The organism is Kineococcus endophyticus (genome assembly GCF_040796495.1).
In the GTDB taxonomy this organism is placed as follows: Bacteria; Actinomycetota; Actinomycetes; order Actinomycetales; family Kineococcaceae; genus Kineococcus; species Kineococcus endophyticus.
In genome coordinates this window covers 270,128-292,563 of the sequence record NZ_JBFNQN010000004.1, presented here as the reverse complement: position 1 = coordinate 292,563, position 22,436 = coordinate 270,128, and the positions used below count along the sequence as shown (strand labels likewise).

General features: G+C 74.9%; 18 protein-coding genes. 6 read left to right on the top strand and 12 right to left on the bottom strand.

Annotated features, from left to right (window positions below; genetic code table 11):
• Positions 1-76: 76 nt before the first annotated feature.
• Positions 77-970 carry a hypothetical protein gene (locus tag AB1207_RS07425; RefSeq protein ID WP_367637318.1) on the top strand — a complete coding sequence of 298 codons (894 nt, stop codon included), beginning with the start codon at positions 77-79 and terminating at the stop codon, positions 968-970.
• Here the strand turns inward: AB1207_RS07425 and AB1207_RS07420 are convergent.
• The 3 genes from AB1207_RS07420 to AB1207_RS07410 all read right to left on the bottom strand — a co-directional run bounded on the left by AB1207_RS07420 (position 937) and on the right by AB1207_RS07410 (position 5,397).
• Positions 937-2,157, bottom strand: coding sequence for a glycosyltransferase family 4 protein (locus AB1207_RS07420; RefSeq protein WP_367637317.1), 1,221 nt, complete (start codon positions 2,155-2,157; stop codon positions 937-939). The two genes, AB1207_RS07425 and AB1207_RS07420, sit on opposite strands and share 34 nt — an antisense overlap.
• Positions 2,158-2,288: 131 nt before the next feature.
• A complete protein-coding gene (locus AB1207_RS07415; protein ID WP_367637316.1) occupies positions 2,289-4,355 on the bottom strand; it encodes a M12 family metallo-peptidase in 2,067 nt (688 codons plus the stop codon).
• A 133-nt stretch (positions 4,356-4,488) separates the two neighbouring features.
• Entirely contained in the window at positions 4,489-5,397 is a 909-nt protein-coding gene (locus AB1207_RS07410) for an ROK family protein (RefSeq protein WP_367637314.1), read from the bottom strand.
• 90 nt (positions 5,398-5,487) lie between these two features.
• Between AB1207_RS07410 and AB1207_RS07405 the strand changes: the two genes are divergently transcribed.
• Positions 5,488-7,719 carry an EAL domain-containing protein gene (locus AB1207_RS07405; RefSeq protein WP_367637313.1) on the top strand — a complete coding sequence of 744 codons (2,232 nt, stop codon included), beginning with the start codon at positions 5,488-5,490 and terminating at the stop codon, positions 7,717-7,719.
• Between the two features lie 7 nt (positions 7,720-7,726).
• Here AB1207_RS07405 and AB1207_RS07400 read toward each other — a convergent pair whose 3' ends face one another.
• Positions 7,727-8,317: a TetR/AcrR family transcriptional regulator gene (locus tag AB1207_RS07400; RefSeq protein WP_367637311.1), complete on the bottom strand. Its 591-nt coding sequence runs from the start codon at positions 8,315-8,317 to the stop codon at positions 7,727-7,729.
• Positions 8,318-8,388: 71 nt separating this feature from the next.
• On the opposite strand from AB1207_RS07400, the gene AB1207_RS07395 reads away from it, so the two are divergent.
• On the top strand, positions 8,389-8,781 hold the full coding sequence (locus AB1207_RS07395) for a DUF1304 domain-containing protein (RefSeq protein WP_367637310.1): 393 nt from the start codon (positions 8,389-8,391) through the stop codon (positions 8,779-8,781).
• Positions 8,782-8,821: 40 nt separating this feature from the next.
• Positions 8,822-9,826: an NADP-dependent oxidoreductase gene (locus AB1207_RS07390; RefSeq protein WP_367637308.1), complete on the top strand. Its 1,005-nt coding sequence runs from the start codon at positions 8,822-8,824 to the stop codon at positions 9,824-9,826.
• A 60-nt stretch (positions 9,827-9,886) separates the two neighbouring features.
• Here the strand turns inward: AB1207_RS07390 and AB1207_RS07385 are convergent, their stop codons facing one another.
• Both AB1207_RS07385 and AB1207_RS07380 read right to left on the bottom strand, forming a co-directional pair.
• Positions 9,887-10,282, bottom strand: a complete 396-nt coding sequence (locus AB1207_RS07385; protein WP_367637306.1) for a PPOX class F420-dependent oxidoreductase — start codon at positions 10,280-10,282, stop codon at positions 9,887-9,889.
• Positions 10,279-10,926 carry a TetR/AcrR family transcriptional regulator gene (locus tag AB1207_RS07380; RefSeq protein ID WP_367637305.1) on the bottom strand — a complete coding sequence of 216 codons (648 nt, stop codon included), beginning with the start codon at positions 10,924-10,926 and terminating at the stop codon, positions 10,279-10,281. The genes AB1207_RS07385 and AB1207_RS07380 overlap by 4 nt, the downstream gene beginning before the upstream one ends.
• Before the next feature lie 324 nt (positions 10,927-11,250).
• Here AB1207_RS07380 and AB1207_RS07375 point away from each other — a divergent pair, with 324 nt between their 5' ends.
• Both AB1207_RS07375 and AB1207_RS07370 read left to right on the top strand, forming a co-directional pair.
• Positions 11,251-12,966 carry an ATP-binding SpoIIE family protein phosphatase gene (locus AB1207_RS07375; protein WP_367637303.1) on the top strand — a complete coding sequence of 572 codons (1,716 nt, stop codon included), beginning with the start codon at positions 11,251-11,253 and terminating at the stop codon, positions 12,964-12,966.
• 64 nt (positions 12,967-13,030) lie between these two features.
• Positions 13,031-14,830: a putative bifunctional diguanylate cyclase/phosphodiesterase gene (locus AB1207_RS07370; RefSeq protein WP_367637302.1), complete on the top strand. Its 1,800-nt coding sequence runs from the start codon at positions 13,031-13,033 to the stop codon at positions 14,828-14,830.
• A gap of 9 nt (positions 14,831-14,839) precedes the next feature.
• Here AB1207_RS07370 and AB1207_RS07365 read toward each other — a convergent pair whose 3' ends face one another.
• The 6 genes from AB1207_RS07365 to AB1207_RS07340 form a co-directional block, all read right to left on the bottom strand.
• Positions 14,840-15,871, bottom strand: coding sequence for a glutathione S-transferase family protein (locus AB1207_RS07365; protein WP_367637301.1), 1,032 nt, complete (start codon positions 15,869-15,871; stop codon positions 14,840-14,842).
• A gap of 50 nt (positions 15,872-15,921) precedes the next feature.
• The gene (locus tag AB1207_RS07360; protein ID WP_367637300.1) at positions 15,922-17,418 is read right to left on the bottom strand and encodes an MFS transporter; all 1,497 of its coding nucleotides are present in this window, start codon (positions 17,416-17,418) and stop codon (positions 15,922-15,924) included.
• Positions 17,419-17,579: 161 nt separating this feature from the next.
• On the bottom strand, positions 17,580-17,879 hold the full coding sequence (locus tag AB1207_RS07355; protein ID WP_367637299.1) for a hypothetical protein: 300 nt from the start codon (positions 17,877-17,879) through the stop codon (positions 17,580-17,582).
• Positions 17,880-18,038: 159 nt separating this feature from the next.
• Positions 18,039-20,600 carry a cell wall-binding repeat-containing protein gene (locus AB1207_RS07350; RefSeq protein WP_367637298.1) on the bottom strand — a complete coding sequence of 854 codons (2,562 nt, stop codon included), beginning with the start codon at positions 20,598-20,600 and terminating at the stop codon, positions 18,039-18,041.
• Positions 20,597-21,685 carry a diguanylate cyclase domain-containing protein gene (locus AB1207_RS07345; RefSeq protein ID WP_367637297.1) on the bottom strand — a complete coding sequence of 363 codons (1,089 nt, stop codon included), beginning with the start codon at positions 21,683-21,685 and terminating at the stop codon, positions 20,597-20,599. Before AB1207_RS07345 ends, AB1207_RS07350 begins: the two co-directional genes overlap by 4 nt.
• Before the next feature lie 76 nt (positions 21,686-21,761).
• Complete coding sequence (locus AB1207_RS07340; protein WP_367637296.1) at positions 21,762-22,400, bottom strand: TetR/AcrR family transcriptional regulator; 639 nt, start codon at positions 22,398-22,400, stop codon at positions 21,762-21,764.
• Positions 22,401-22,436 lie beyond the last annotated feature (36 nt).

Here is a 22,436-nt window from a genome sequence, read left to right as displayed (position 1 = left end):
TCCGGGGCGTTCAGGAACGCTGCACCCATCGCGCGACACGCCGGGCCCCAGGGCCTCCGCGGTGCGTCCGGGGCCGATGGCTGCAGCGTTCCTGCACGCCTCAGGACGCGGGCCCGCCCGCCGATGGGTCGCCGTGCGGGTACCGGACCTCGAGGCGCTGCGGCCCGGCGACTTCGTCAAGGTCCGCGGGAACGGCAACCCCCTGCACACCGGTGGCCGGGCCGTCGTCGTCGCCGTCCACCGCGAGGACTCCCCGCCCTGGCGCATCGTGGCGCTCGACCTGCGCTACTCCGCCCGCGGGGCCGCCGTGCGCGTCGACCTGTCCGGCGGCGGGGAACTCGCGCGCTGGGAGACCCCGTGGTCCCCGGAGCAGAACGTCGAGGAGACCCCGCACCACGAACTCCTCGCCCCCGGCGCCGCCCACGTGGACGGGCGCGGGTCCCGTCGCCGGGTCGTCGTCGTGGCCGGTCTCGTGGTGCTCGTCGTGGCCGGGGTGCTCACCACCTGGGGTCAGCAGCGCACCCCGCCGAACCCCGTCGTCGTGCAGCGGGCGCTGCAGGAGGGGGTGCGCGGCACGGGTTCCGCGAGCGGTGCGCCGTCGCAGACCTCCACTGCGACCGCCACCCGGGTCGCGGCGTCCGCGACGCTCGTGGCGTGGTCGGCCGGACCGGTCCCGGTCGTCGCCGGCCTGGACGGCACGACCGCCCCGCAGCAGCTGGCCGGGATCGTCCCCGCCGAGGGCTGCCGCGACGCCTACGTGCGGGACCTGCTCTCCTACCTGCCGATCGGGCAGCGCGTCGACGTCGCGGGCGCAGGCTGGTACCGCACCGACGACGGACTCGACGTCAACGAGGAACTCGTCCGGACGGGCGTCGCCGTGCCCGACCCGGCGTCGGCGGGGACGACCTCGACCGACACCGAGCACCTGGGCACGGTTCAGCGCCTGGCGGCCGACGCGCCCCGCTGCTGAGCGGCGCTCACGTCCGCGAGCGCGGCCTCGACGCGGTCCACGACCGCGGCCGGGGAGAACCGCTGCTCGACGTGCTCCCGGGCCCGGGCTGCGAGGCCCTCGCGCAGGTCCAGCCCGCGCAGGACGGCCTCGGCGAGGTCCGCGGGCGCGGTGGAGGCGGCGATGGTGCGGGCGTCGAGCGATCCCGCGACCTCGGGGTTCGCCCCGACGGGCGTCGCGACGACGGGCAGCCCGCTGGCGAACGCCTCGACGGTGACGATCCCGAAGCCCTCCATCTCCAGCGTCGGCAGGACGAACAGGTCGGCGGAGCGGTAGAGCGCGGGCAGGTCGTCCTCGGCGACGAACCCGGGGAAGTCGACCGGGAGACCGAGGCGGTCGGCCCGTTCCCGCAGCTCGCCCGCCAGGTACCCCGTCCCCCCCACGACGAGCCGCGCCCCCGGATGCCGGTCGACGACGGCGCCGAACGCGTCGAGCAGGTTCTCCAACCCCATCCGGCGCACGAGCCGTCGCACGGTGACGACCAGCGGGTCCCCCTGCAGCCCCAGGCGTTCGCGTTCGGACGGTCCGGGCGAGAACCGGTCCAGGTCGACGGCGAGGGGCACGACGTCCACGCGCGCCGAGGCGGTCGGGTGCACCTGCTGCAGCAGCCGGCGGACGTACCAGCTCGTCGTCAGCGTGCGGGCCGACCCGTTGACGGCCGCCAGTTCTGCACGCCGGGTGAGGTCGGCGACGACCCGACCGGCCAGGCCACCGGCCGCACGGACCAGCGGGTACTTCCCGCCCGCGGCGTCCAGCCCGACCTCGAGCGAGGCGGGCGCGTGGAAGCGGAACACCGTGCGCTCCCCCAGCCCCGCGCGGACGGCGGCCGCGGCGTGGAAGGTGGAGTGGACGTAGAGCGCGTCGAAACCCTCGCGGGCCACGAGGGAGCGCAGCCAGCCGGGCACCTGCAGCAGGGTCGCCGCGGGGTGCGCGTAGTAGGCGCGGCTGCCGCGCGCGGGGGCGGGGTGGCGCAGCAGGCGGTAGTGCCCGCGGTCCTCCACGAGCGGGGCGCCGGCGTCGTGCCGCCGGACGAGGACGGTGACCTCGTGCCCCCGCCGCGCCAGCTCGTCGACCTCGACGAGCACGGAACTGGCCACCCCGCCGCGGTGCTCGGGCGGGACTCCGTCGGTGATCACGAGCAGGCGCACCCGCCGAGCCTGCCAGACCCCTCTGCTCCGCCCGCGGTCCCAGGCCCCGTCCCCCGCGTGGAAAACACTCTTTCCGCCCTCAGAACACAGGTTCTGAGGGCGGAAAGAGTGTTTTCCACGCGGGACGGGCGTCAGGCGACGCGGCCGGTGGCGGCGGTCCAGGTGAGGACGCCGCCCTGGAACTGCTGGCGCACGCCGCCGGGGACGGGCACCTCCTCGCCCACGGGCCAGCCGAGGCGCGACCGCTCCCAGCCGCGCCGGCCCCACTCGCCGAGGATCGCGCCCTTGACGACCTGCGCGCCCGTGGCCGGCGTCCAGTAGACGTTGCCACCGGTGAAGCGCTGCACGACGCCGCCGGGGACGGGGATCTCGTCGGAGGTCGGGAAGCTCAGGGTCGAGCGCTCCCAGCCGGCCGCGGCGTAGCGACCCTCGACGGCCCCGCGCACGGCGTGCGCCCCGGTCGCGGGCGTCCAGTAGACGAGGCCACGCTGGAAGCGCTGCACCACACCGCCGGTGACGGCGATCTCGCCGCTCGTCGGGAACCCCAGCGGGGACCCCTCCCAGCCGATCGAGGCGTACTCGCCGAGCACCGCACCCGCGACGACCTGCGCTCCGGTGACCGGCGTCCAGTAGACGAGGCCGTTCTCGAACCGCTGCACGACCCCGCCGTCGCGCACGGCGATGGCGTCGCTGGTCGGCCAGCCGAGCTGCCCGCGCTGGGCACCGAGCGCGAGGTACTTCTCCAGGACCGGTCCGGAGACGACGCGGTTCACGCCGTCGCGGTTGAAGGAGACGCCACTGCCGGACGTGGTGGTCGTGGTGTTCGAGGTGGTCGTCGGTGCGGGGGCGGGGGTCCGGCCCGGGGCGTCGCCGAACGTCATCGTGACGGTGGCCTGGGCGCCGTCGACGGCGGTGACGGTGACGTGCAGGCGGCCCGACGCCGTCGACAGGGTGGCGCCGGGGGCGATCGTCAGGTCGACGTCGCCCCGGCGGCCGGTCGGGGTGGCGTCGAGGGCGAGGGTGGCACCGGCCTCGCCGCGGTCGGCGGTCGTGACGCGGACACCGCGGGTGGGGCGGCTGGCGTCGGAGGCGACGAGGTCGTCACCGGTGGAGCGACCGCGCAGCTCGACGAAGTAGGCGGTGCCGGTCGCCGGGTCGACGGCGCGCAGGCCGTGCACCCGCCCGTCGGCGGCGTTCGGCAGGGCCGCCAGCGTGTACGACCCCGTGGTCGTCACGTCCTGGACGCCGGCGGGCAGCAGGCCGAGCCGGTACTGGCCGGCGATGCCGAGGTTCCCGCGCCCGATCGTGCGGCCGGAGAAGGACATGACGTCCCAGACGTCGCCGTAGCCGACACGCGTCGCCCCCGGGTAGGCGCTGCCGTTCCAGGCGACGTCGCTCGCGGTGGCCGAGGAGAGCAGGTTCGCGTGCCCGAGGCCGAGGTTGTGCCCGAGCTCGTGGGCCCACAGGGACGGTTCGGTGTCGGTGACGTAGGCGTAGCCGGGGCTGTCCGGCCCGGCGCCGATCGAGCCCAGGCCGTAGGCCGCGCAGGCCTTGGACGTGTAGGCGGTGCGCGGCAGCACCACGACGAGGTGCTCGCGGGGGGCGCCGGTGAAACCGACGGCGCGCGCCGCGTCGGTCCACATGCCGCCGACGTCGGAGCACGGGCGGCTGCTGCTGGTCCAGGCCTGGACGCCGGCGAGCTGGAAGGTGACCTGCCCGGCGGTCTGGGACGACCAGTAGTCCGAGGTCTGCTGGACGGAGGTGGCGACCTGCGCGGCCGTCATCGGCGTCGCGTCCTGGGTCACGCCCGCGGGCACGACCATCGCGACCCGGACGGTCGAGGGACCGCCGGCGGCGGCCAGCGTGCGCACACCAGGCCGGGCGGCGACGTCGAGGACCTCACCGTCGCGGACCTGCGCGCGGACGGTCGTGCCGGTCGCGAGGTGCTCGACGGACTCGCCCCGCACGTCGGTGAAGGTGCCGTCCGCGCGGCGCAGGAGGGTGCGGGTGCCGTCGTGGTCGGCGCCGCCCTCGTGGGCGGAGGTCTCGGTGGCGACCTGCACGAGGGTGCCCGTCTCGACCGTGGTCGCCGTGGTCCCCGGAGTCGTGGTGGCGGCGACGGCGGGGGACGCGGGGACGCCGACGGCGAGCGCCAGGAGCGGCAGGACGGCGAGGCGGCGGGGCAGGCGAACGGGCACGGGAGGACGTTCGGCCCACTCCTGGTCCCACCTTCAACCAGTTCACCTGGGCGGGGTAAGTTGCTTAGGTGAAACTGTCTAGAGTTCCAGCAAACCCCTTCTAGAGTGGTTAGCTCACCCGGCGGAACCCCTTCTAGAGCAGGAACTCCGGGGTCGTCCCGACCCGCTCGAACCCCAGCAGGGCGGCGCCGATGCGGCCCGCCTCCGACCCCCAGCGGGCCGTCCGCAACGGGGGCGGCGACCGCCAGGCGAGCAGCGCGCGGAGCTCGGCCTCGAGCGGGTCGAGCAGCACCGCACCGGCCCCCGACACCCCTCCCCCGATGACGATCTCGGCCGGGTCGAGCAGCATGGTCAGCCCCTGCAGCCCCAGCGCCAGCGCGCGGACGGCGTCCGCCCACACCTCGTCGGCGCGCGGGTCCGCGCCGACGAGGCCGACGACCTCGGCCGTCGAGGCCGCCTCGCCGCCCCGGGCGCGGTACCGGCGCAGCACCGCACCGCCGGCCGCGTAGGCCTCGACGCACCCCCGCTGCCCGCACGGGCACAGTTCTCCGCCGGGGTGGACGACCACGTGCCCGAACTCCCCCGCCGCCCCGGAGACGCCCGAGACCGCCGTCCCCTCGACGACGAGCGCGGCCGCGATCCCCGTGCCGATGGGGACGAAGACGAAGCTGCCGTGCGTGCCGGAGGCGAGCTGCTCGGCCCGGCCCGCGGCCCGCGCGTCGTGACCCACGCCGACCGGGAGCCCCGTCGAGTCCTCCAGCAGCGCCCGCAGCCCGAAGTCCCGCCAGCCGAGGTTCGAGGCGTAGACGACGGTGCCCGTGGCCTCCTCGACGATGCCCGGGGTTCCGACGCCGACGGCGACGGGTGCCTGTGGACCCGCCAGGGCCGACAGGTCCGCCAGCAGGGCCAGCAGGTTCTCCGCCGGACCGCGACCGTCCAGGGCCGTCGGCCGGTCGCGCCGGGCCAGGGTGCGCCCGTGCACGTCGACGACCGCCCCCTTCAACCCGGTCCCACCGACGTCGACGGCCAGCACCACGCTCACGCGGCCACCCTCCCACGCGCCCGGTGCGCTCTGAGCCGTTCGGGCGACAAGGCGCTGCAGGAACGGGTGCCCCTTGCCGAAGGACACGGGGTGACGACCGGCTCTTCGATCCACGACGTCCTGCGCGAGCAGGCCATCCACAGCGTCTACCAGCCGATCGTCGACCTCGACACCGGCGCGGTCGTCGCGTACGAGGCCCTGGCCCGCGGCCCCGTCGGCCCGCTGCAGCGCCCCGACCAGCTCTTCGCCGCCGCCCGCGCCGAGGGCGTGCTGTCCGAGCTCGACCACGCCTGCCGGGCCGCGGCCCTGCGCGGGGCGCTGGAGCACGGCGTCGTCGCGCCCCTGACGCTCTTCGTCAACGTCGAACCGGAGATCCTCGACGCCGCCCCGCTGGCCGAACTCATGGCGCTCGCCGACGGCACCCTGGACGGGCTGCGCGTCGTCGTGGAGATGACCGAACGCGCCCTCGCAGCGCGCCCCGCCGAACTCCTGCGCACCGTCACCCGCGTCCGCGAACTCGGCTGGGCCATCGCCCTCGACGACGTCGGGGCGGACGCGATGTCGCTGGCGTTCATGCCGCTGCTGCGCCCGGACGTCGTCAAGCTCGACCTGCGCCTGGTGCAGGACCGGCCCGGCCCCGCGGTCGCGCAGATCATGAACGCGGTGAACGCCTACGCCCAGGAGACCGGCGCCCTGGTGCTGGCCGAGGGGATCGAGGACGAGGGGCACCTGCTCACCGCCCGCGCCCTCGGCGCCCAGCTGGGCCAGGGCTGGTTGTTCGGCCGCCCCTCCGCCCCGCCGCCGCCCACGGCCGCGGTCTCCGGGCTCGTCCTGCCGCCGCCGGCGCCGGTGAGCGCCGCCGAGACCCCGTCGCCGTTCTCCCTGCTGCCCGCGGGAACCCCGTTGCGGCGCGCCCCCAAGGCGCTGCTCATCGAACTGAGCAAGCAGCTCGAACGCGAGGCCATGCGCCTGGGCGACACCTGCGTCGTCGCCTCCACGTTCCAGTTCGCGCGGCACTTCACCCCCGCCACCCGCAGCCGCTACCGCGACCTCGCCGACCGCGTGGGGTTCGTCTGCGCGCTCGGGGAGGACCTGCCCGAGACCCCCCTACCCGGTGTGCGCGGGGCGGCCCTGGACCCCCACGACCCCGTCCGCGGTGAGTGGGACGTCGTCGTCCTCGCCCCGCACTTCGCCGCGGCGCTGCTGGCGCGCGACCTCGGTGACGCCGGCCCGGAGCGGGAACGGATGTTCGAGTACGCGCTGACGTACGAACGCACGACCGTCGCGGCGGCCGCCCAGTCGCTGCTGTCCCGCGTCGCTCCGCGCACCGCGACCGTCCCGGAGGCCCCCGTCACGGTGCCGCGGCGCACCGCCCCTGCGCGGATCCCCGCGGCCGTGGCCCCCGAGGCCGCGGAGGCGTTGCTGCAGCGCGCCCTCGGGGCGACGACGAGCGGCATCGCCATCGCGGACATGCTGCGCCCGGACGAACCGCTGGTGTACGTGAACTCCGCCTTCGAGGAACTCTCCGGGCTGCGGGCCGAGGACGTCCTGGGCCGCAACTGCCGTGTCCTGCAGGGCGCGGACACCGACAGGACGACCGTCGACGAGATCCGCACCGCCCTGCGGGGCGGCCTGGAGTGGCGCGGGGTGCTGCTGAACTACCGCGGCCCGCAGCGCGAACCCTGGTGGAACGAGGTGTACCTCGCCCCCGTCACCGACGCCTCCGGCCGCGTCGTGCAGTACATCGGCGTCCAGAACGACGTCACCGCCCGCGTCCGGGCCGAGCAGGAGCTCGACCTCGAACGCGAACGGTCCCGCGAGCACCTGCGGCGCATCGAGCGGTTCGCCTTCACCGACCCGCTGACCGGGCTCGCGAACCGCCGGCACGTCGAACCCCTCGTCGAGGCCGCGCTCCGCCGCGAGGGCACCCGCACGGCCCTGCTGTTCTGCGACCTCGACGGGTTCAAGGTCGTCAACGACGAACTCGGCCACGCGGCCGGGGACGACCTGCTCGTCGAGGTGGCCCGGCGCCTGCGCCAGTCGACGCCGGCCGACGCCGTGCTCGCCCGCCTCGGCGGGGACGAGTTCATCGTCGCGCTCACCGGCCTGCACCCCGACGACGCCGACGACGTCGCCGCCCGCACGGTGGCCGACGTCGCCGCCCGCGTCGCCGACCCCGTCGACCTGCACGGTGTGCAGCTCTCGCTCGGGGTCAGCACGGGCGTCTCGGTGTCCGGCGCGGACGGGCGCACTTTCGAGGACCTGCTGCGGACCGCCGACCACGCGATGTACCGGGTGAAGCGGAGGCGCGTCACCGTCTGAGGACCCCTCAGTCCGCTCGGCGGGCCCCAGCCCCCGTCCCGACGACCGCGAGCACGGCGTCGAGCGTCGCGACGGCCTCGGCCGGGTCGATCCGCGCCAGGACGAACGCGCTGACGACGGCCGAGGTGCACAACGTCGCGACCTGCTGCGGCGCAGCGGTCCCCGCGGCGACCGCCCCCCGCTCGAAGGCGGCGTGCAGTTCGGCGCGGTAGCCGTGGACCACCTGGGCGACGGCTTCGTCCCGCCCGACGGGAGCCGTCGCGGCGTTGAGCAGCAGGCACCCGGCCTGCGCCGCCGCGGGCCGGCCGTCCGCGAGGGCGGCGCGCAGGCCCTGCAGGTACGTGACGAGGGCGTCGGGGGCCACCTCGGCCTCCTGGAGCGGGCGCAGTCGCGGCCGGACGACGTCCTCGAGGTAGCTCTCGACGGCCGCGTCGAAGACCCCGCGCTTGCTGCCGAACGCGTGGTAGAGGCTCGACCGGCGGATGCCCGTGGCCTCCTCGAGGTCGGGGACGGAGACGTCCTCGTAGCCGCGCTCCCAGAAGAGCGCCCGCGCCGCCCGGACGACGGTCGCGGTGTCGAAGGTCTGCACCCTGCCCATGGACGTGAGTATAGTGGAACGGTCATCACACAACGGGCCGTCCAGCAGAGGGCCCCGTCCGCAGGAGCTGAGTGCCCGTGTTCGTCGCCGCTTCGGTGCTGTCCCTGGTCGCCGCCCTCGTGCACGTCTACGTGTTCGTGCTCGAGTCCGTGCTGTGGACGCGCCCGCGCGCCCGCGCCGTGTTCGGCACGGACGAGGCCACCGCGCGGACCACCGCGCCGATGGCCTTCAACCAGGGCTTCTACAACCTCTTCCTGGCGATCGAGATCGTCGCCGGCGTCGTCGTGCTGGCCACCGGGAACCACGCGGTCGGCGGCACCCTCGTGCTCGTCGGGACGCTGTCGATGGTCGGCGCCGGCGTGGTGCTCCTCGCCTCGGACCGCTCCAAGGCGCGACCGGCCTCGATCCAGATCCTGCCGGCGCTGCTCGGCGCCCTGCTGCTGGTCCTCGCCTTGGCCCGCTGACACCCCCTGCTGAAACCCTGCGCAACCGAGAGGAAACACCGTGCCCACCAGCACCCAGGTCCAGCTCGTCTCCCGCCCGAAGGGCTGGCCGACGCCGGAGGACTTCCGCACCGTCCAGGTCGAGCTGCCCGAGCTCGCCGACGGCGAGGTCCGCGTCCAGAACGAGTTCACCTCCGTCGACCCGTACATGCGCGGGCGCATGAACGACGCCAAGAGCTACGTCCCGCCGTACGTGCTGGGCGAGACGATGACCGGTGGTGCCGTCGGCCGCGTCGTCGCCTCGAACAGCGCCGACCTGCCGGAGGGCACCCTCGTCGTGCACAACCTCGGCTGGCGCGACGTGGCCCAGGGCCCGGCCGCGGAGTTCCGCGCGGTCTCCGACGTCCCCGGCGCCCCCAGTTCGGTCCACCTCGGCATCCTCGGCATGACGGGCCTGACGGCCTACGCCGGCCTCGTCGACGTCGCGCACCTGCAGGAGGGCGACACCGTCTTCGTCTCCGGCGCAGCGGGTGCCGTCGGCACCGCCGTCGGCCAGATCGCACGGCTGCTCGGCGCGGGCCGCGTCGTCGGCTCGGCCGGTTCGGCCGAGAAGGTGGACCTGCTCACCTCCAAGTACGGGTACGACGCGGCCGTGAACTACAAGGACGCCCCGATCCGCGAGCAGCTGCCGACCGTCGTCCCGGACGGGGTCGACGTCTTCTTCGACAACGTCGGCGGCGACCACCTGGCCGCGGCGATCGACACCTTCAACCCGCACGGCCGCGCCGCCCTCTGCGGGGCGATCTCGGCGTACAACAGCACCGAGCGCGCCGCCGGCCCGGAGAACCTCTTCCAGCTCGTCGCCAAGAAGCTGACGCTGCGCGGGTTCATCGTGGGCGACCACGCCCACCTCGCCGGCGAGTTCCGCGAGCGCATGACCGGCTGGTTCGCCGAGGGGAAGGTCGTGTTCGACGAGACCGTCGTCGACGGGATCGAGAACTCCGTCGAGGCGTTCCTGTCGATGATGCGCGGCGCGAACACCGGCAAGATGGTCGTCCGCGTCTGACGTGCTCCGCTGAGGAACGGCGCCGCCCCGCACGGGACGGCGCCGTTCCCGCGTCCGGCCTCAGGGCGTGTGCAGGTGCTCGACCTCGACGGTGACGACGACGCGCGCACCGCCCGACCCGCCGAAGCCGGGGTAGGGGCGGCCGAGGTAGCGCTGCGACAACCCGTCGAGGTGCTCGTCCGCCCCGTCCGTGGTCATCGAGACCACCCGGCCCCGCACGGCCCAGGACCGCATCGGGTTCGCCGGGTCGGCGACGCCGACGGCCACCCGGGGGTCGCGGCGCAGGTTGCGCGCCTTCTGGTGGGTCTCGACGGTGTTCACGACGACGTGCTCGCCGTCGGTGTCGACCCAGGTCTGGCTGACCTGGGGCGACCCGTCCGGCATCAGCGTGGTGACGAAGCAGAGCGCGCGGTCGCGCAGGACGGCGAGGAGGTCGGCGGGCAGGGCGGGGTTCACGGGGTTCCTCCGGGGGTCGTGGGGGCGCGGCCGAAGAGGGTCTCGACCACGTCGTCGGTGGGGGCCGGTCCGGGCAGGTCGGCGTGCCGCAGCCCGGCGAGCGCGACGGCGAGCGCCCGCCGCCACAGCTCCGGCGCACTGGCGCGGGAGGCGTCGAGCACGCTGCCGACCATCCGGTGGACGGCGACGAGGTCGACGGGGGTGACGCCGGGGGGCACCTCACCGGCGGCGACGGCGCGGGCGAGCAGGTCGCGGACGACGGGGGTCATGCGCTCGTGGGCGCGGCGCACGACGGCGGGCGAGCCGTCCTCGCCCCGCACGGCACGACCCAGGGCCGGGTTGGCGGCCTCGAGCTCGAGCTGCCGCTCGAAGAAGCCGACGATCCCGCGCCAGGGGTCCTCCTCGCGCGCGGCCTCCTCGGCGAGGGCGCAGACGGTGTCGACGTGGTCGCCGAAGACGGCGTCGAGCAGGTCCTGCCGGTCGGGGAAGCGGCGGTAGACGGTCCCGACGCCCATCTCGGCCTCGCGCGCGATCGCGTCGTAGGAGACGTCCAGACCCTTGCGGGACATGAGGTCCGCGGCGCACTCGACGAGCCGTCGGCGGTTGCGTTCGGCGTCGCGGCGCAGGGGGCGGTCGGGGGGCACCCCTCGACCCTAGCGAAGCGGAGCAATCTCTCCCATGTTGAGGGGCCTCTCCGTTTCTGATCCGCTGACGTCGCGGCCTCCACCTCCGCCCCCGCGCACCGACGTCGGCCCCGCGTCCACCTGCTGCACGTCCGATGCCCGAACCCCGCGCGGGGTTCGGCGTCGTCCCCGCCGACGCCGTCCAGGCGTCGCGCCGTCGGGTGCCGCACCGAGGGTCCAGGAACCTCCCAGCACACCGGGCGTCCGTGCCCTCGGTGTGGTCTGCTCTTGGGTTGACGGACGAGGACCCGTGGAGGGCCCGCCGCCCGACGACAGGGAGTCGTGATGGTCGGTGCGCGGTCGGTCTGGGAGGACCTGGCGGACTTCGCCGTGCGCCTCAGCGCGGCCGCCACCCTCGAGGACGTCCTGCACGCCCTCACCGACCACGGGCTGCGGATCCTGGGGTCGGCGGGCTGCGGCCTGGTGACCCGGGCGCAGGACGGCGGCTGGGAACTCGTGCTGGCGACGTCCTTCGGCAGCGAGCTGCGCTCCCGGTTCTCCTACGAACCCCACGACAGCCCCCTGCCGGCGTGCCGGGCCGCCCGCGAGGGGCGCACCTACCTGGTCCCGGACCGCGAGGCGGCGCTCGCCGTGCACCCGCGCATGGCCGACGTCGTCGACGTCACCGGTCGCGCCCGGTGGGCCCTGCTGCCCCTGCACGTCGCCGACGAGACGTACGGGTCGCTGGCGGTCTCCTGGGTCGCCCCGGGCGCGTTCGACGAGCAGGAGGAGACCCTCCTGGAGGTGTTCGCCGCGCACTGCGCGCCGTCGCTGCACCGGGTCGTGTCCCGGCACCGCGAGGACCAGGCGACCGCGCTCGTCGTCGGGCTCGCCCAGGAGCTGCAGCGCGGGGTCCTGTCACACCTGCCCGCCGTCGACGGCCTCGACCTCGGCGTCAGCTACCAGCCCGTGCAGGCGGGCGCGAGCATCGGGGGCGACTGGTACGACGTGCTCACCCGGTCCCGCGGGGACCTGCTGCTCGCCATCGGTGACGTCGCCGGGCACGACGCCCGGGCCGCGGCCGCCATGACCCGGCTGCGCACGATGCTGCGCGGGCTGGCCTGGGACAGCGACGACGGCCCGGCGCGGTTGCTGGACCGGCTCGACGCCGTCGTCGCCGCCCTCGAACCCGGGACCCTGGCCACGGCGGTCCTGGCGACCGCGACCCTCGAGCCGAGCGGTGCGCTGGACGTGCGGTGGGCCAACGCCGGCCACCCGCCGCCGCTCGTGCGCCGCCCCGACGGCGGGGTCGAGGTCCTGCGCGACTCCGGTGTCGACGACCTGCTGCTGGGCGTCGACGCCTCCCAGTCGCGCACCGAGCACCGCGCGGTGCTGGCCCCTGGCAGCCTCCTGGCCCTGGTGACCGACGGAGTGGTGGAGGACCGCGAGTCCGACCTGGAGCAGATGCTCGTCGCCTTCGGACGGACCCTCGACGACCCGCAGCGCTTCCGGGCCCAGGACCTGTGCGAACGGCTGGGGCGCAGCGGCGGCGGGGTTCCCGACGACGACCGCACGATCCTGCTCGTCGGCGTCGGCGGGCACGCCACCGCGGCCGGAGCGGCGGGCGGCGAGCACCTCGCCCACGCCGAGGCGGTGGGCAGTTCACGCGTCGTCGTGCTGGCCTGCTCGCCCGGGTCCGCGGCGGCCGCGCGCAGGGTCGTGCGGCAGCTGGCGCCGGCGGACGGCTGGGACGAGGACGCCGTCGACACCGCCGAACTCCTCGTGAGCGAACTCGTGACGAACGCCGTGACCCACGGCCGCAGCGACATCCGGCTGCAGGTGTCCAGTTCGGCCGACCGCCTGCTGGTGGAGGTGGCCGACGAGAACGACCGGCTGCCCGAGGTGCTGCCGACCGATCCCGACGCGCTCTCCGGCCGCGGTCTGCAGCTCGTCGAGGTCGCCGCGGACGCCTGGGGGTGCCACCGCGTGGACGGGGCCGACGGACCGGGGACGGGGAAGGTCGTGTGGTTCGCCCTGCACCGGGCGGGCCCCCTGCCCTGAGACCCGCGCCCGATCGACCCGTGCACAGGGTCAAGGATCGGGCGGGGTGCGCCGATGGTGTGGCGTGGCTGTGCTCTCGCGTGGGGTCCCCGAGGTGGCGACACCTCGGCTCATGGCGTACACGACGGGCGCCTTCTACGTGGCGGGCGGCACGGCCGCGATCCTCGTGACGTCGGGGTCCTGGTCCGCCCCCGACTGGCGCAGCGCGGCGATCCTCGCCCTCGCCGCCATCGCCGTGGCGGTCGGCTCGGTCCTGCTCCTGTGGGGCAGGAACCTGCCGCGCGGGGCGTTCGACCTCGTCGTCGCCCAGGGGGCCGCGTTCGTGGCCGCCGCCGTCGTCCTGTGCCGCGACGACGTCACCGCGCTGGGCGTGGCCGGCGTCTTCGTGTTCTGCGCCGTCGACAACCTCTACTTCTTCGCCCGGCGGGCCGCGCTGGTCCACACCGCGTGGCTGCTCACGGCCGTCGCCGGCAGCCTGCTCTGGCGCGGGGTCGAACCCGGGGTCGTCGGCGCCGTCATGACCGTCCAGGTCGCGGTCGTGGCCGTCATCGGCCGCCTCGTCCAGCGCGCCGCGCACGGCACCCGCGACAGCCTCACCGACCTGCTGAACCGCCGCGGCCTCGACGAGCGGCTCGAGGAGTCCGTCGCCACGGCCCACCGCACGGGCGCCCCGCTGTCGCTGGCGCTCGTCGACCTCGACCACTTCAAGCAGGTCAACGACCAGGGCGGCCACACCGCCGGCGACGAACTCCTCGCCGACCTCGCCGAGCGCCTGTCCTCGCGCCTGCACACCCTCGCACCGGCCGCGGCCCTGGCCCGGCACGGCGGTGACGAGTTCGCCGTCGTCCTGCCCGGCGCCGACCTCGCTCGCGCGGAGGAACTCGCGCAGGCCCTGCGCGCCGAGGCCGCCCCGACCGGGCTGTCCGTCGGCGTGGCGCAGCTGCGGGCGGCCGAGGACCCCGGAACCCTGCTGCGGCGCACGGACACCGCGCTGTACGAGGCGAAGGCCGGGGGTCGCGGCCGGGTCGCCGTCGCCGGCGGTGCCGACGACGACCTCCTGGAGGACCTGCGGACGGCGCTCGACGCGCACGCCCTCGACGTCGTGCTGCAACCCGTCGTGGTGCCGGGGGTCGGCCCCGACGCGACCCGCTTCGTCGGGGTCGAGGCCCTGGCCCGCTGGACGCACCCCGTGCGCGGCCCGGTATCCCCCGCGGTCTTCATCCCGCTGGCCGAGGCCAACGACCTCATCGGCGACCTCGACCGCGTCGTGACGCGCCGGGCCTGCGCGGACGCGGTCCTGCTGCGGGAGGCCACCGGCGCCGACCTGTTCCTCACCGTCAACGCCTCCGGACGCCACCTCGTCGACCCCGGCTTCGTGCCCGACCTGCTGGCCACGGCCGCCGAGACCGGCTGGCCCCTGTCGGGGCTCGTCGTGGAGGTCACCGAGAGCACCGTCGAGTCGGCCTCCGACGCCACCCGCGACACCCTGGAGGAACTGCGCGCCGTCGGCGTGAGAGTCGCCATCGACGACTTCGGGACGGGCTACTCCGCGCTCAGCCAGCTCGACACGATGCCCGCCGACTTCCTCAAGCTCGACGCGCACTTCACCGCGCAGCTGACCGTGAGCGACCGGCGCCGCGCCCTGCTCGCGGGCCTGCTGCGGATGTCGGGGGACCTCGGGCTCGTCGTCATCGCCGAGGGCGTGGAGACCGGGGAGCAGGAGGACGCGCTGGTCGCCCTCGGGTGCCCGCTGGCGCAGGGGTACTGGCACCAGCGGCCGCAGCCCGTCGCCGCCCTGGTCGCCGCCCTCCTCGCCGCCCGGGACCGCGACGACTCCCCCGGCGCGGTGCTCGGCGGCGTCTGACCGGCTCCGTCAGCCGGCCTGCGGGGCGTGACCGGCCGGGACGACCTCGGCGGGGACGGGAGGGGGCGGCGGGGTGCCGTCGCCGAACGGCCGGCCGCCCAGTCCTTCCCGGCCGTGCGGTTCCAGCCAGGACGACAGGTCCGGGCCGGCGGGCACGACGCCCGTTGGGTTGATGTCGCGGTGCACGACGTAGTAGTGCGCCTTGATGTGTTCGACGTCGGTGGTGTCGCCGAACCCCGGGGTCTGGTAGAGGTCGCGGAAGTAGGCCGACAGCACCGGCATCTCGGACAGCTTCTGCCGGTTGCACTTGAAGTGCCCGTGGTAGACGGGGTCGAACCGGGCGAGCGTGGTGAACAGGCGCACGTCGGCTTCGGTGATGGTGTCCCCCACGAGGTACCGCTGGGTCGACAACCGCTCCGACAGCGCGTCGAGCCGGGAGAACAGCCGGTCGTACGCCTTCTCGTACGCCTCCTGCGTGCCCGCGAAACCCGCCCGGTAGACGCCGTTGTTGACGTCGCGGAACACGTCCCGGTTCACCGCGTCGATCTCCTCGCGCAGGTGCTCGGGGTAGAGCTGCGGAGCCCCCTCGCGGTGGAACTGCGTCCACTCCAGCGAGAGGTCGATCGTGATCTGCGGGAAGTCGTTCGTCACGACCTGGCCGGTCGGGACGTCGACGATCGCGGGGACGGTGATGCCGCGGTCGTAGCCGGGGACGCGGGCGAAGAACGCCTCCTGCAGCCGCTCGATCCCGAGCACCGGGTCCCGGCCGTCGGGGTCGAGGTCGAACGTCCACGAGCGTTCGTCGTGGGTCGGTCCGCAGATGCCCATCGACAGGGCGTCCTCGAGGCCGAGCAGGCGGCGCACGATGATCGCCCGGTTGGCCCACGGGCAGGCCCGGCTCACGACGAGCCGGTACCTGCCCGCCTCCACCGGCCAGCCGTCCCGGCCGTCGGCGGTGATGCGCGTCTCGAGGTAGCGCTGGTCCCGGCGGAAGTCCCCCGTCGGGTTCACGTACCCCGTGCTGCCTCCCGTGGCGGCCATCGCGCTGCTCCCCCCGCGGCCGGGCGGACGCCGACCTGCTGGTTGCACACTCAAGCAGGCGTGGAGCCCGACCGCACCCCGTCACCGGACGACGCCGGGAACGGCAGTTCCGCGACGTCGAACAGCGGGTTCTCGTCCTGGGTGGCGACGAGTTCGTGCGCCTCCTCCTCCGAGGCGACGCTCGGCATCGCTCCCGGCAGCGGCCGCTGGGCGGACTCGCGCATGAAGAACACCCCGATCGCGCCGACGACGGAGGTGGCCATGAGGTAGACGGCCGGGACGAGGTCGTTGCCGGTGGCCTGCACCAGCGCCTCGACGATGAGCGGGGTCGTCCCGCCGAACACCGCGACGGCCACGTTGAAGGAGATCCCCATGCCGCCGTAGCGGCTCGACGTCGGGAACAGCGCCGGCAGCGCGGAGGCCTGGCACGCCACCCAGCAGGCGACGGGCACGGCCAGCATCACGAGGCCGACGAGCGTGGTGACGACGTCCCCGCGGCCGATGAGCCAGAAGATCGGCAGGCCCAGGACGATCATCCAGCCACCGCCGAACCACATGACCGGCCGACGCCCGACGCGGTCGGAGACGCGGCCCGCGACGGGCAGGAAGAGCGCGAGCACGACGAGCACGGGGATCGTCAGGAGCGTCCCGTGCAGCGGGTCGTAGCCGAGGGAGTCGGTGAGGTAGGTGGGCATGTAGCTCGTCAGGGCGTACCCGACGCTGTTCGCAGCGGCCACGAGGGCGACCGCGATGACCATGGGCCGCCAGTGCCGGCGCACGAGCTGCAGGGAGTTCTTCGGCCGACCCTCGGCCTCGGCCCGCGCGTCCGACGACGCCTCGTGCTCGTCCTGGGTCGCCTGGAACGCCGGCGACTCCTCGATCTTCAGGCGGAAGTAGACGGCGACGGAACCGATCACGCCACCGAACAGGAACGGGATGCGCCAGGCCCAGTCGAGCATCTGCTCACCGGTGGTGCTCAGCTGCACGACCGTCACGACGGCGGCGCCGAGCGCGAAACCCAGGTAGCTGCCGAAGTCCAGCAGGCTGCCGAAGAAACCGCGCCGGGCGTCCGGGGCGTACTCGCTGACGAAGGTCGTCGCGCCGGCGTACTCACCGCCGGTGGAGAAACCCTGGATGAGCTTGAGGACGACGAGCAGCACGGGGGCCAGCGCACCGACGGCCCCGTGGTCCGGCAGGACGCCGATGAGGAACGTGGCGCTGGCCATGAGGATGAGCGTGGCGGCGAGGACCTTCTGCCGTCCGACGCGGTCGCCGAGGCGCCCGAAGAACACCCCGCCGATCGGCCGCGCGAGGTACGTCGAGGCGAACACCCCGAGGCTGAACAGGAGTTGCATCCCCGGGTCGGCACCGGGCAGGAACACCCGCCCCATCGTCACGGCCAGGTAGCCGTAGATGCCGATGTCGTACCACTCCATCGTGTTGCCCACGACGGTCCCGCCGATGGCGCGGTGGAGCATGGAGCGGTCGACGACGGTGACGTCGTCGACCCGCAGCCGACGGCGACCCGCCCGGGCCCCGCCCTTCACCGCGGGCCTCCGCCCGTCGCCGCGGAGGGGGTCCGCTGTCGGTCAGGTTCCGTTCGCGAGGGGTACGGCATTCGACCAAGGGTACCGAGGCAACGTTCTCACGCTACTGGACCCTTGTACCGAAACACAGGACGGCGACGCGGCGGGCGCCCCCGGAGGGGCTACTCGGTGGCGTCGTCCTCGAGGAGCTCGACGGCCGCGTGGGCGCGGTTGAAGAAGTCCACGGACACGATCACGGCGGCCTCCGCACCGCCCCGCGTCACCACCAGGGGCTTGCGCAGCACCCCGTCGATCACGGCCGACAGGTCGACCTCGGTCTCGTCGGCGTGCGGGTAGATGGCCGACGCCGGGTCCTCCTGCGCGTCCCGGCGGAACTCCGCCACGCGCTCACGGGCCTCGGCGTACTCGGCGGCGATCTCGTCCGCGGACGTGCTCGCGCTCTCGGTCGTGGGCCCGCTCACCGGTCCACCCCCGCGTGCAGGGCGGTCGACGGGACGGTGCCCTCCGAGCCCGGAGGCGCGCAGGACAGCTGCTCGCAGAACAGGGGGCGCTCGGCGTCCATGAGCCAACGCTAGTCCAGCGCCCCGGCCGGTGCACCACCGGCCGGGACGCCGGCACCGTCAGTCCTGGGCGATGGACTTCCCGAGGGAGGCGTACGCCGCAGCCGGCACCGACGGCTCCCCGCCGAAGACGACACCCGTGGTGAGCGGCTTGGCCGCGTTGAGGCCGGCCAGCGCCGACCGGGCGGCGGGCGCCAGGTCCGGACCGGAGGTCAGCAGCAGCGGGCCTCCGAGGAGGCCGACGGCGGCGGAGCCCACGAGCGCGTCCGGCCAGTTGTCCCCCGTGGCCACCCCGACGACCTTGGTGCCGCCGGCCGCGCCCGTGAAGCGCTGCGCGACGAGGGCGGCGGTGTCGAAGCGGTCCACCCCCACGATCGCACGGGACGCGCTGCCCCCGGCGGCGGACAGGGCCGCCGCGGCAGCGGCCGCCGCCCCGCCCACGGGGACGACGCGCGTGGCGCCCGGGTCCTTCGCCTGCAGGGCGGCCTTCGTGGCGGCCGGCAGGGTCGCGCCGTCGGTCAGCAGGACCACCCCGCCCGTGCGGGCGGCGAGCGCCGAGACGGCCAGGCCGTCGGGGAAGTTCACGCCGTTGGCGAGGTAGACCGGCGCGGTGTCCGTGCCCGGCGCCTGCGCGGCGACCTCGTCGGCGATGCGGGCCGCGGTCTCGTACCGGTCGTCCCCGGCGAGGCGCTTGACCGTGAAGTTCGGGGACAGCGCGGTGAGGGCGTTCTCCACGGCCGTGGAGACCGTGCCGCTGCCGCCGAGGACGTAGATCGTCCCGCCCGGTGCCAGCACGCGCGAGATCTCGGTGCCCGTCGCGGCCGTGAGCTTGTCCGACTCCGTGAGCAGCAGCGGCGCGGCGGTCGCGGACGCCAGGCGGGCCCCGGCGAGGGCGTCGGCGTACTTCGTCGACGCAGACACCACGACGGCACCGGCCGACGCCGCGGTCGGGAACAGCGTCGTGGACGACTTCACCGACGTCTCGATGCGGTCCTTGCCGGACAGGCGGCTCTGCGGGACATCGAGGACGGGTTTGCGGACGGTCGCGTACGGCGTGACGGCCGTGGACGCCGTGGAGTCCGCGCCGGTGCCGAAGGAGTTCTTCGCGGCCACCGTGAACGTGTACTTCGACCCGTTCGCCAGGCCGGTGAGCACCTGCGTCGAGGACTGCGTCGCGGCGAACGTCACCGGGGTTCCGGGAACGCCGTCCTTGACGGGGGTGACGACGTAGCCGGTGACGGCAGCGGCTGCCGCACCCGCCCCGGTGGCGGCCGCGGCGGGTTTCCACGTCACGACCGCCTTGCCGTCGCCGGCGACCGCGGTCGGGGCGGACGGGGCGGCCGGCAGGGTTCCGACGGTGAGCGTGACGACCTGGTCGAAGTGCCCCTTGCCGTTGGAGGCCCGGACGGTGAACGTCGTGGTGCCCGCGGTGGTCGGCGTGCCGGACAGGACACCCGTCCCCGCCCCGAGGGTCAGGCCCGTCGGCGCCGTCGCGTCGACGAAGGACCACTGCGGCGTCGGGGTGCCCGACGCGGTGAACTGGAAGGAGAAGGGTTTGCCGACGGCGGCCGCGGCCGGCGGTGCCGAGGTGATGCGCGGCGCGTCGGACGGTGCGGTGGAGGCGAACTGCGCGACCTGAGCACCGTCGGCCAGCCAGAGGTTCCCGCCGAGCGTCGTCGCGACGGCGGCGGGGTTCGCCATCGCGGCCGGGTCGATCGCGACGACCGAGACGGCACCGCCGGTCATCTTCTTCAGACCACCCACGGAGGGGTCGGCGAGGAACACGGTGCCGGACAGGTCGACCGACAGCGCCGTCGGCGACCCGGTGGAACCCGTGCTGCCGACGACGGACAGCACGCCGGAGAGGGGGTCGACCTTGTCGACGGTGCGGTTCCCGGCGTCGGCGACGAGGAGGTTCCCGGACGCGTCGACGGCCACGGCGGAGGGCTTGTTCAACGGGGACGACGTGGCTGCACCGGGCTTGGCGGCGGCGGCGCTGCCGTTCCCCGCGACGATCCTGAGGGCGCCCGACGTGGCGAGCCTCTCGACCTGGTGGTTGTCCTTGTCCGCGATGTAGAGGTTCCCGGCCGCGTCGGTCGCCAGGCCCGAGGGATTGTTCAGCTTGGACGACGTCCCCGGGGCGTTCGAGGGGGCGCCGGGGTTGCCGACGACACCGGCCACCACCGTCAGGGTCGTCGGCGGCGTCGTGGCCGCGGTGTCCACCTTGACGACGACGTCGTTCCCCGTGTCCGAGACGTAGAGCGTCTTGCCGTCGGGCGAGAGCGCGAGACCCACCGGGGTGCCGAACTTCCCGTCGGCGGGGAGACCCGCGGTGCCGTCGACGCCGGCCACGACGGTGACCGTGCCGTCGAGCGCGATCTTCTTGACGACGCTCGCGCCGGACTCGGCCACGTACACGGCCCCGTTGCCGTCGACGACGACGGCACTCGGCGCGGTGAGGCCGGTGACGGGTGCGGGTGCGGCGACCGGTGCGTAGTCGTAGGGGGCCACCGCGTGGGCGGACGCAGCCCCCGCGACGATCCCGACCGGCAGGGACATCGCGAGCAGCCAGGTGGCGGGTCGGCGGAACCGGGCGACGGGACGGCGCGAGGCGGAGGTCACGTCTGGTCCATCGGCTCCCGCGGCCCGGAGGTGAAGGCGGGCCCCGTCGCGCTGGCGCGCCGGCTGCGCTTGCGCTCGTACATCGCGACGTCCGCGGCGCGCAGGAGGTCCTGCGCCGCAACGGGCCCGGCCTGTGTCGCCCACCCCGCACCCGCGCCCACGACGACACGGTGCCCCAGGACGTCGAGGGGAGGGGCCAGCGCGGCGACGAGGGCGTCGGCGACGCGCGCCACCGCCACGGGGTCGCTCGTGGCGACGACGACGACGAACTCGTCCCCGCCGAGGCGGGCGACGAGGTCCTCCTCGCGGACGACCGCCCGGAACCGGTGGGCCACCTGCACGAGCAGGTCGTCGCCGGCGTCGTGGCCGTAGCGGTCGTTGACGGGTTTGAAGCCGTCGAGGTCGAGGTAGACGAGCCCGCGGCCGCTGGTCCCCTCGAGGGCGGCGAGGAGCCCGCGCCGGTTGAGCAGCCCCGTGAGGGCGTCGTGCGTGGCGGCGTGCAGGAGTTCCGCGCCGTGCTCGGCCTGCTCCCGGGCCAGCGCGTCGGCCGCGTCGCGGTGCGCGCGGGCCAGGCGCACGGTGTCGGACAGACCGACGACCGCCAGCACGGCGAGGACGGCCGCGCTCAGGTCGCCGGCGGCCCCGGTGAAGACGGGGTCGACCTGGCACCGCCGGGCGACCACCTGCACGAGCACCGAGCCTGCGAGCACGAGGAGCGCGGAGGTCAGCAGGGCACGCCGCTGCGGCTCGACCTGGAGGCTGCGGGACAGCAGGATCCCCAGGACGACGGGGTAGAGGAACCCCACCCCCGTCGCCACGGTCGCCGTCGCGACGCCCAGGGCGAGGACCCCCGTGCGCACCGCGGTCCGGCCCGTCGGGTCACCACCACCGAGCCGGCGCTGCGCCCAAGCCGTCGTGGCGGCCGCGGTGGGCAACCAGGTGAGCAGCTGCGCGGCGAGCCCGGCCTGCACGGCCCCGGTCAGGGAGCCGAGCGACCAGGACGACAGGACGACGACGGCCGCCGCGAGGACGACGGCGACCGCGTGGACCAGCTCGCGGCGGGCCGGAGGGACGACAGCACGCACGGTGGTTCCTCGGCTGCCCCGGGGCACCGGCCGATGCGCCGTCCGGGGTGCACCGGTTCCCGGATCGACCGCCCGGCTAGGGGACGCGACCGCCGTAGATCGTCCGCAGCCACACCGTCAGCAGCACCTCGACCACGTCGTCGGCCGCCAGCCCGGGTTCCTCCCCGGCGAAGGCGGAGTGCAGGACCCGCTCGTTCATCCAGTTCAGGGCGACCGCCAGGTCGCGGGCCGGGGGACCCTCGGGCGCGGTGCCGCGGGACCGTTCGGCCTCGATCTCGGCGGCGGTCTCCTCGACGAACCGCTCCATCACGCCGTTCCACACCTCGCGGACCGCGGTGCTGGTCGCGCGGGCCTCGGCCGCGGCGAGCGTCACCGCGAGGTGGGAGCGGAACGTCCGGGCGATGGCCCCGATGACCGCGCGCCAGCGCGTCTCGACGTCCCCCGCGGGCGAGGAGACGGCCTCGTCGCGGTGGGCCCGCGCCTCCGCGACCACGCGGTCGAGCAGCGCCAGCAGCACCGCTTCCTTGGACGGGAAGTAGAAGTAGAAGGTGGGCCGGGACAGGCCGGCACCGCGGGCGAGGTCGTCGACGGAGATGTCGGTGTAGGACTTCTCGCCCAGCAACCGCTCGGCGGTGTCGAGGATGCCGCGTTCGCGCTCGTCCCCGCGGGGGCGGGACGTGCGGCGGCCCCGGACGACGGCGGTGGGCTCGCTCACCGGCCCGACTCTAGTGCGCGCCGCGTCGTTCGACAC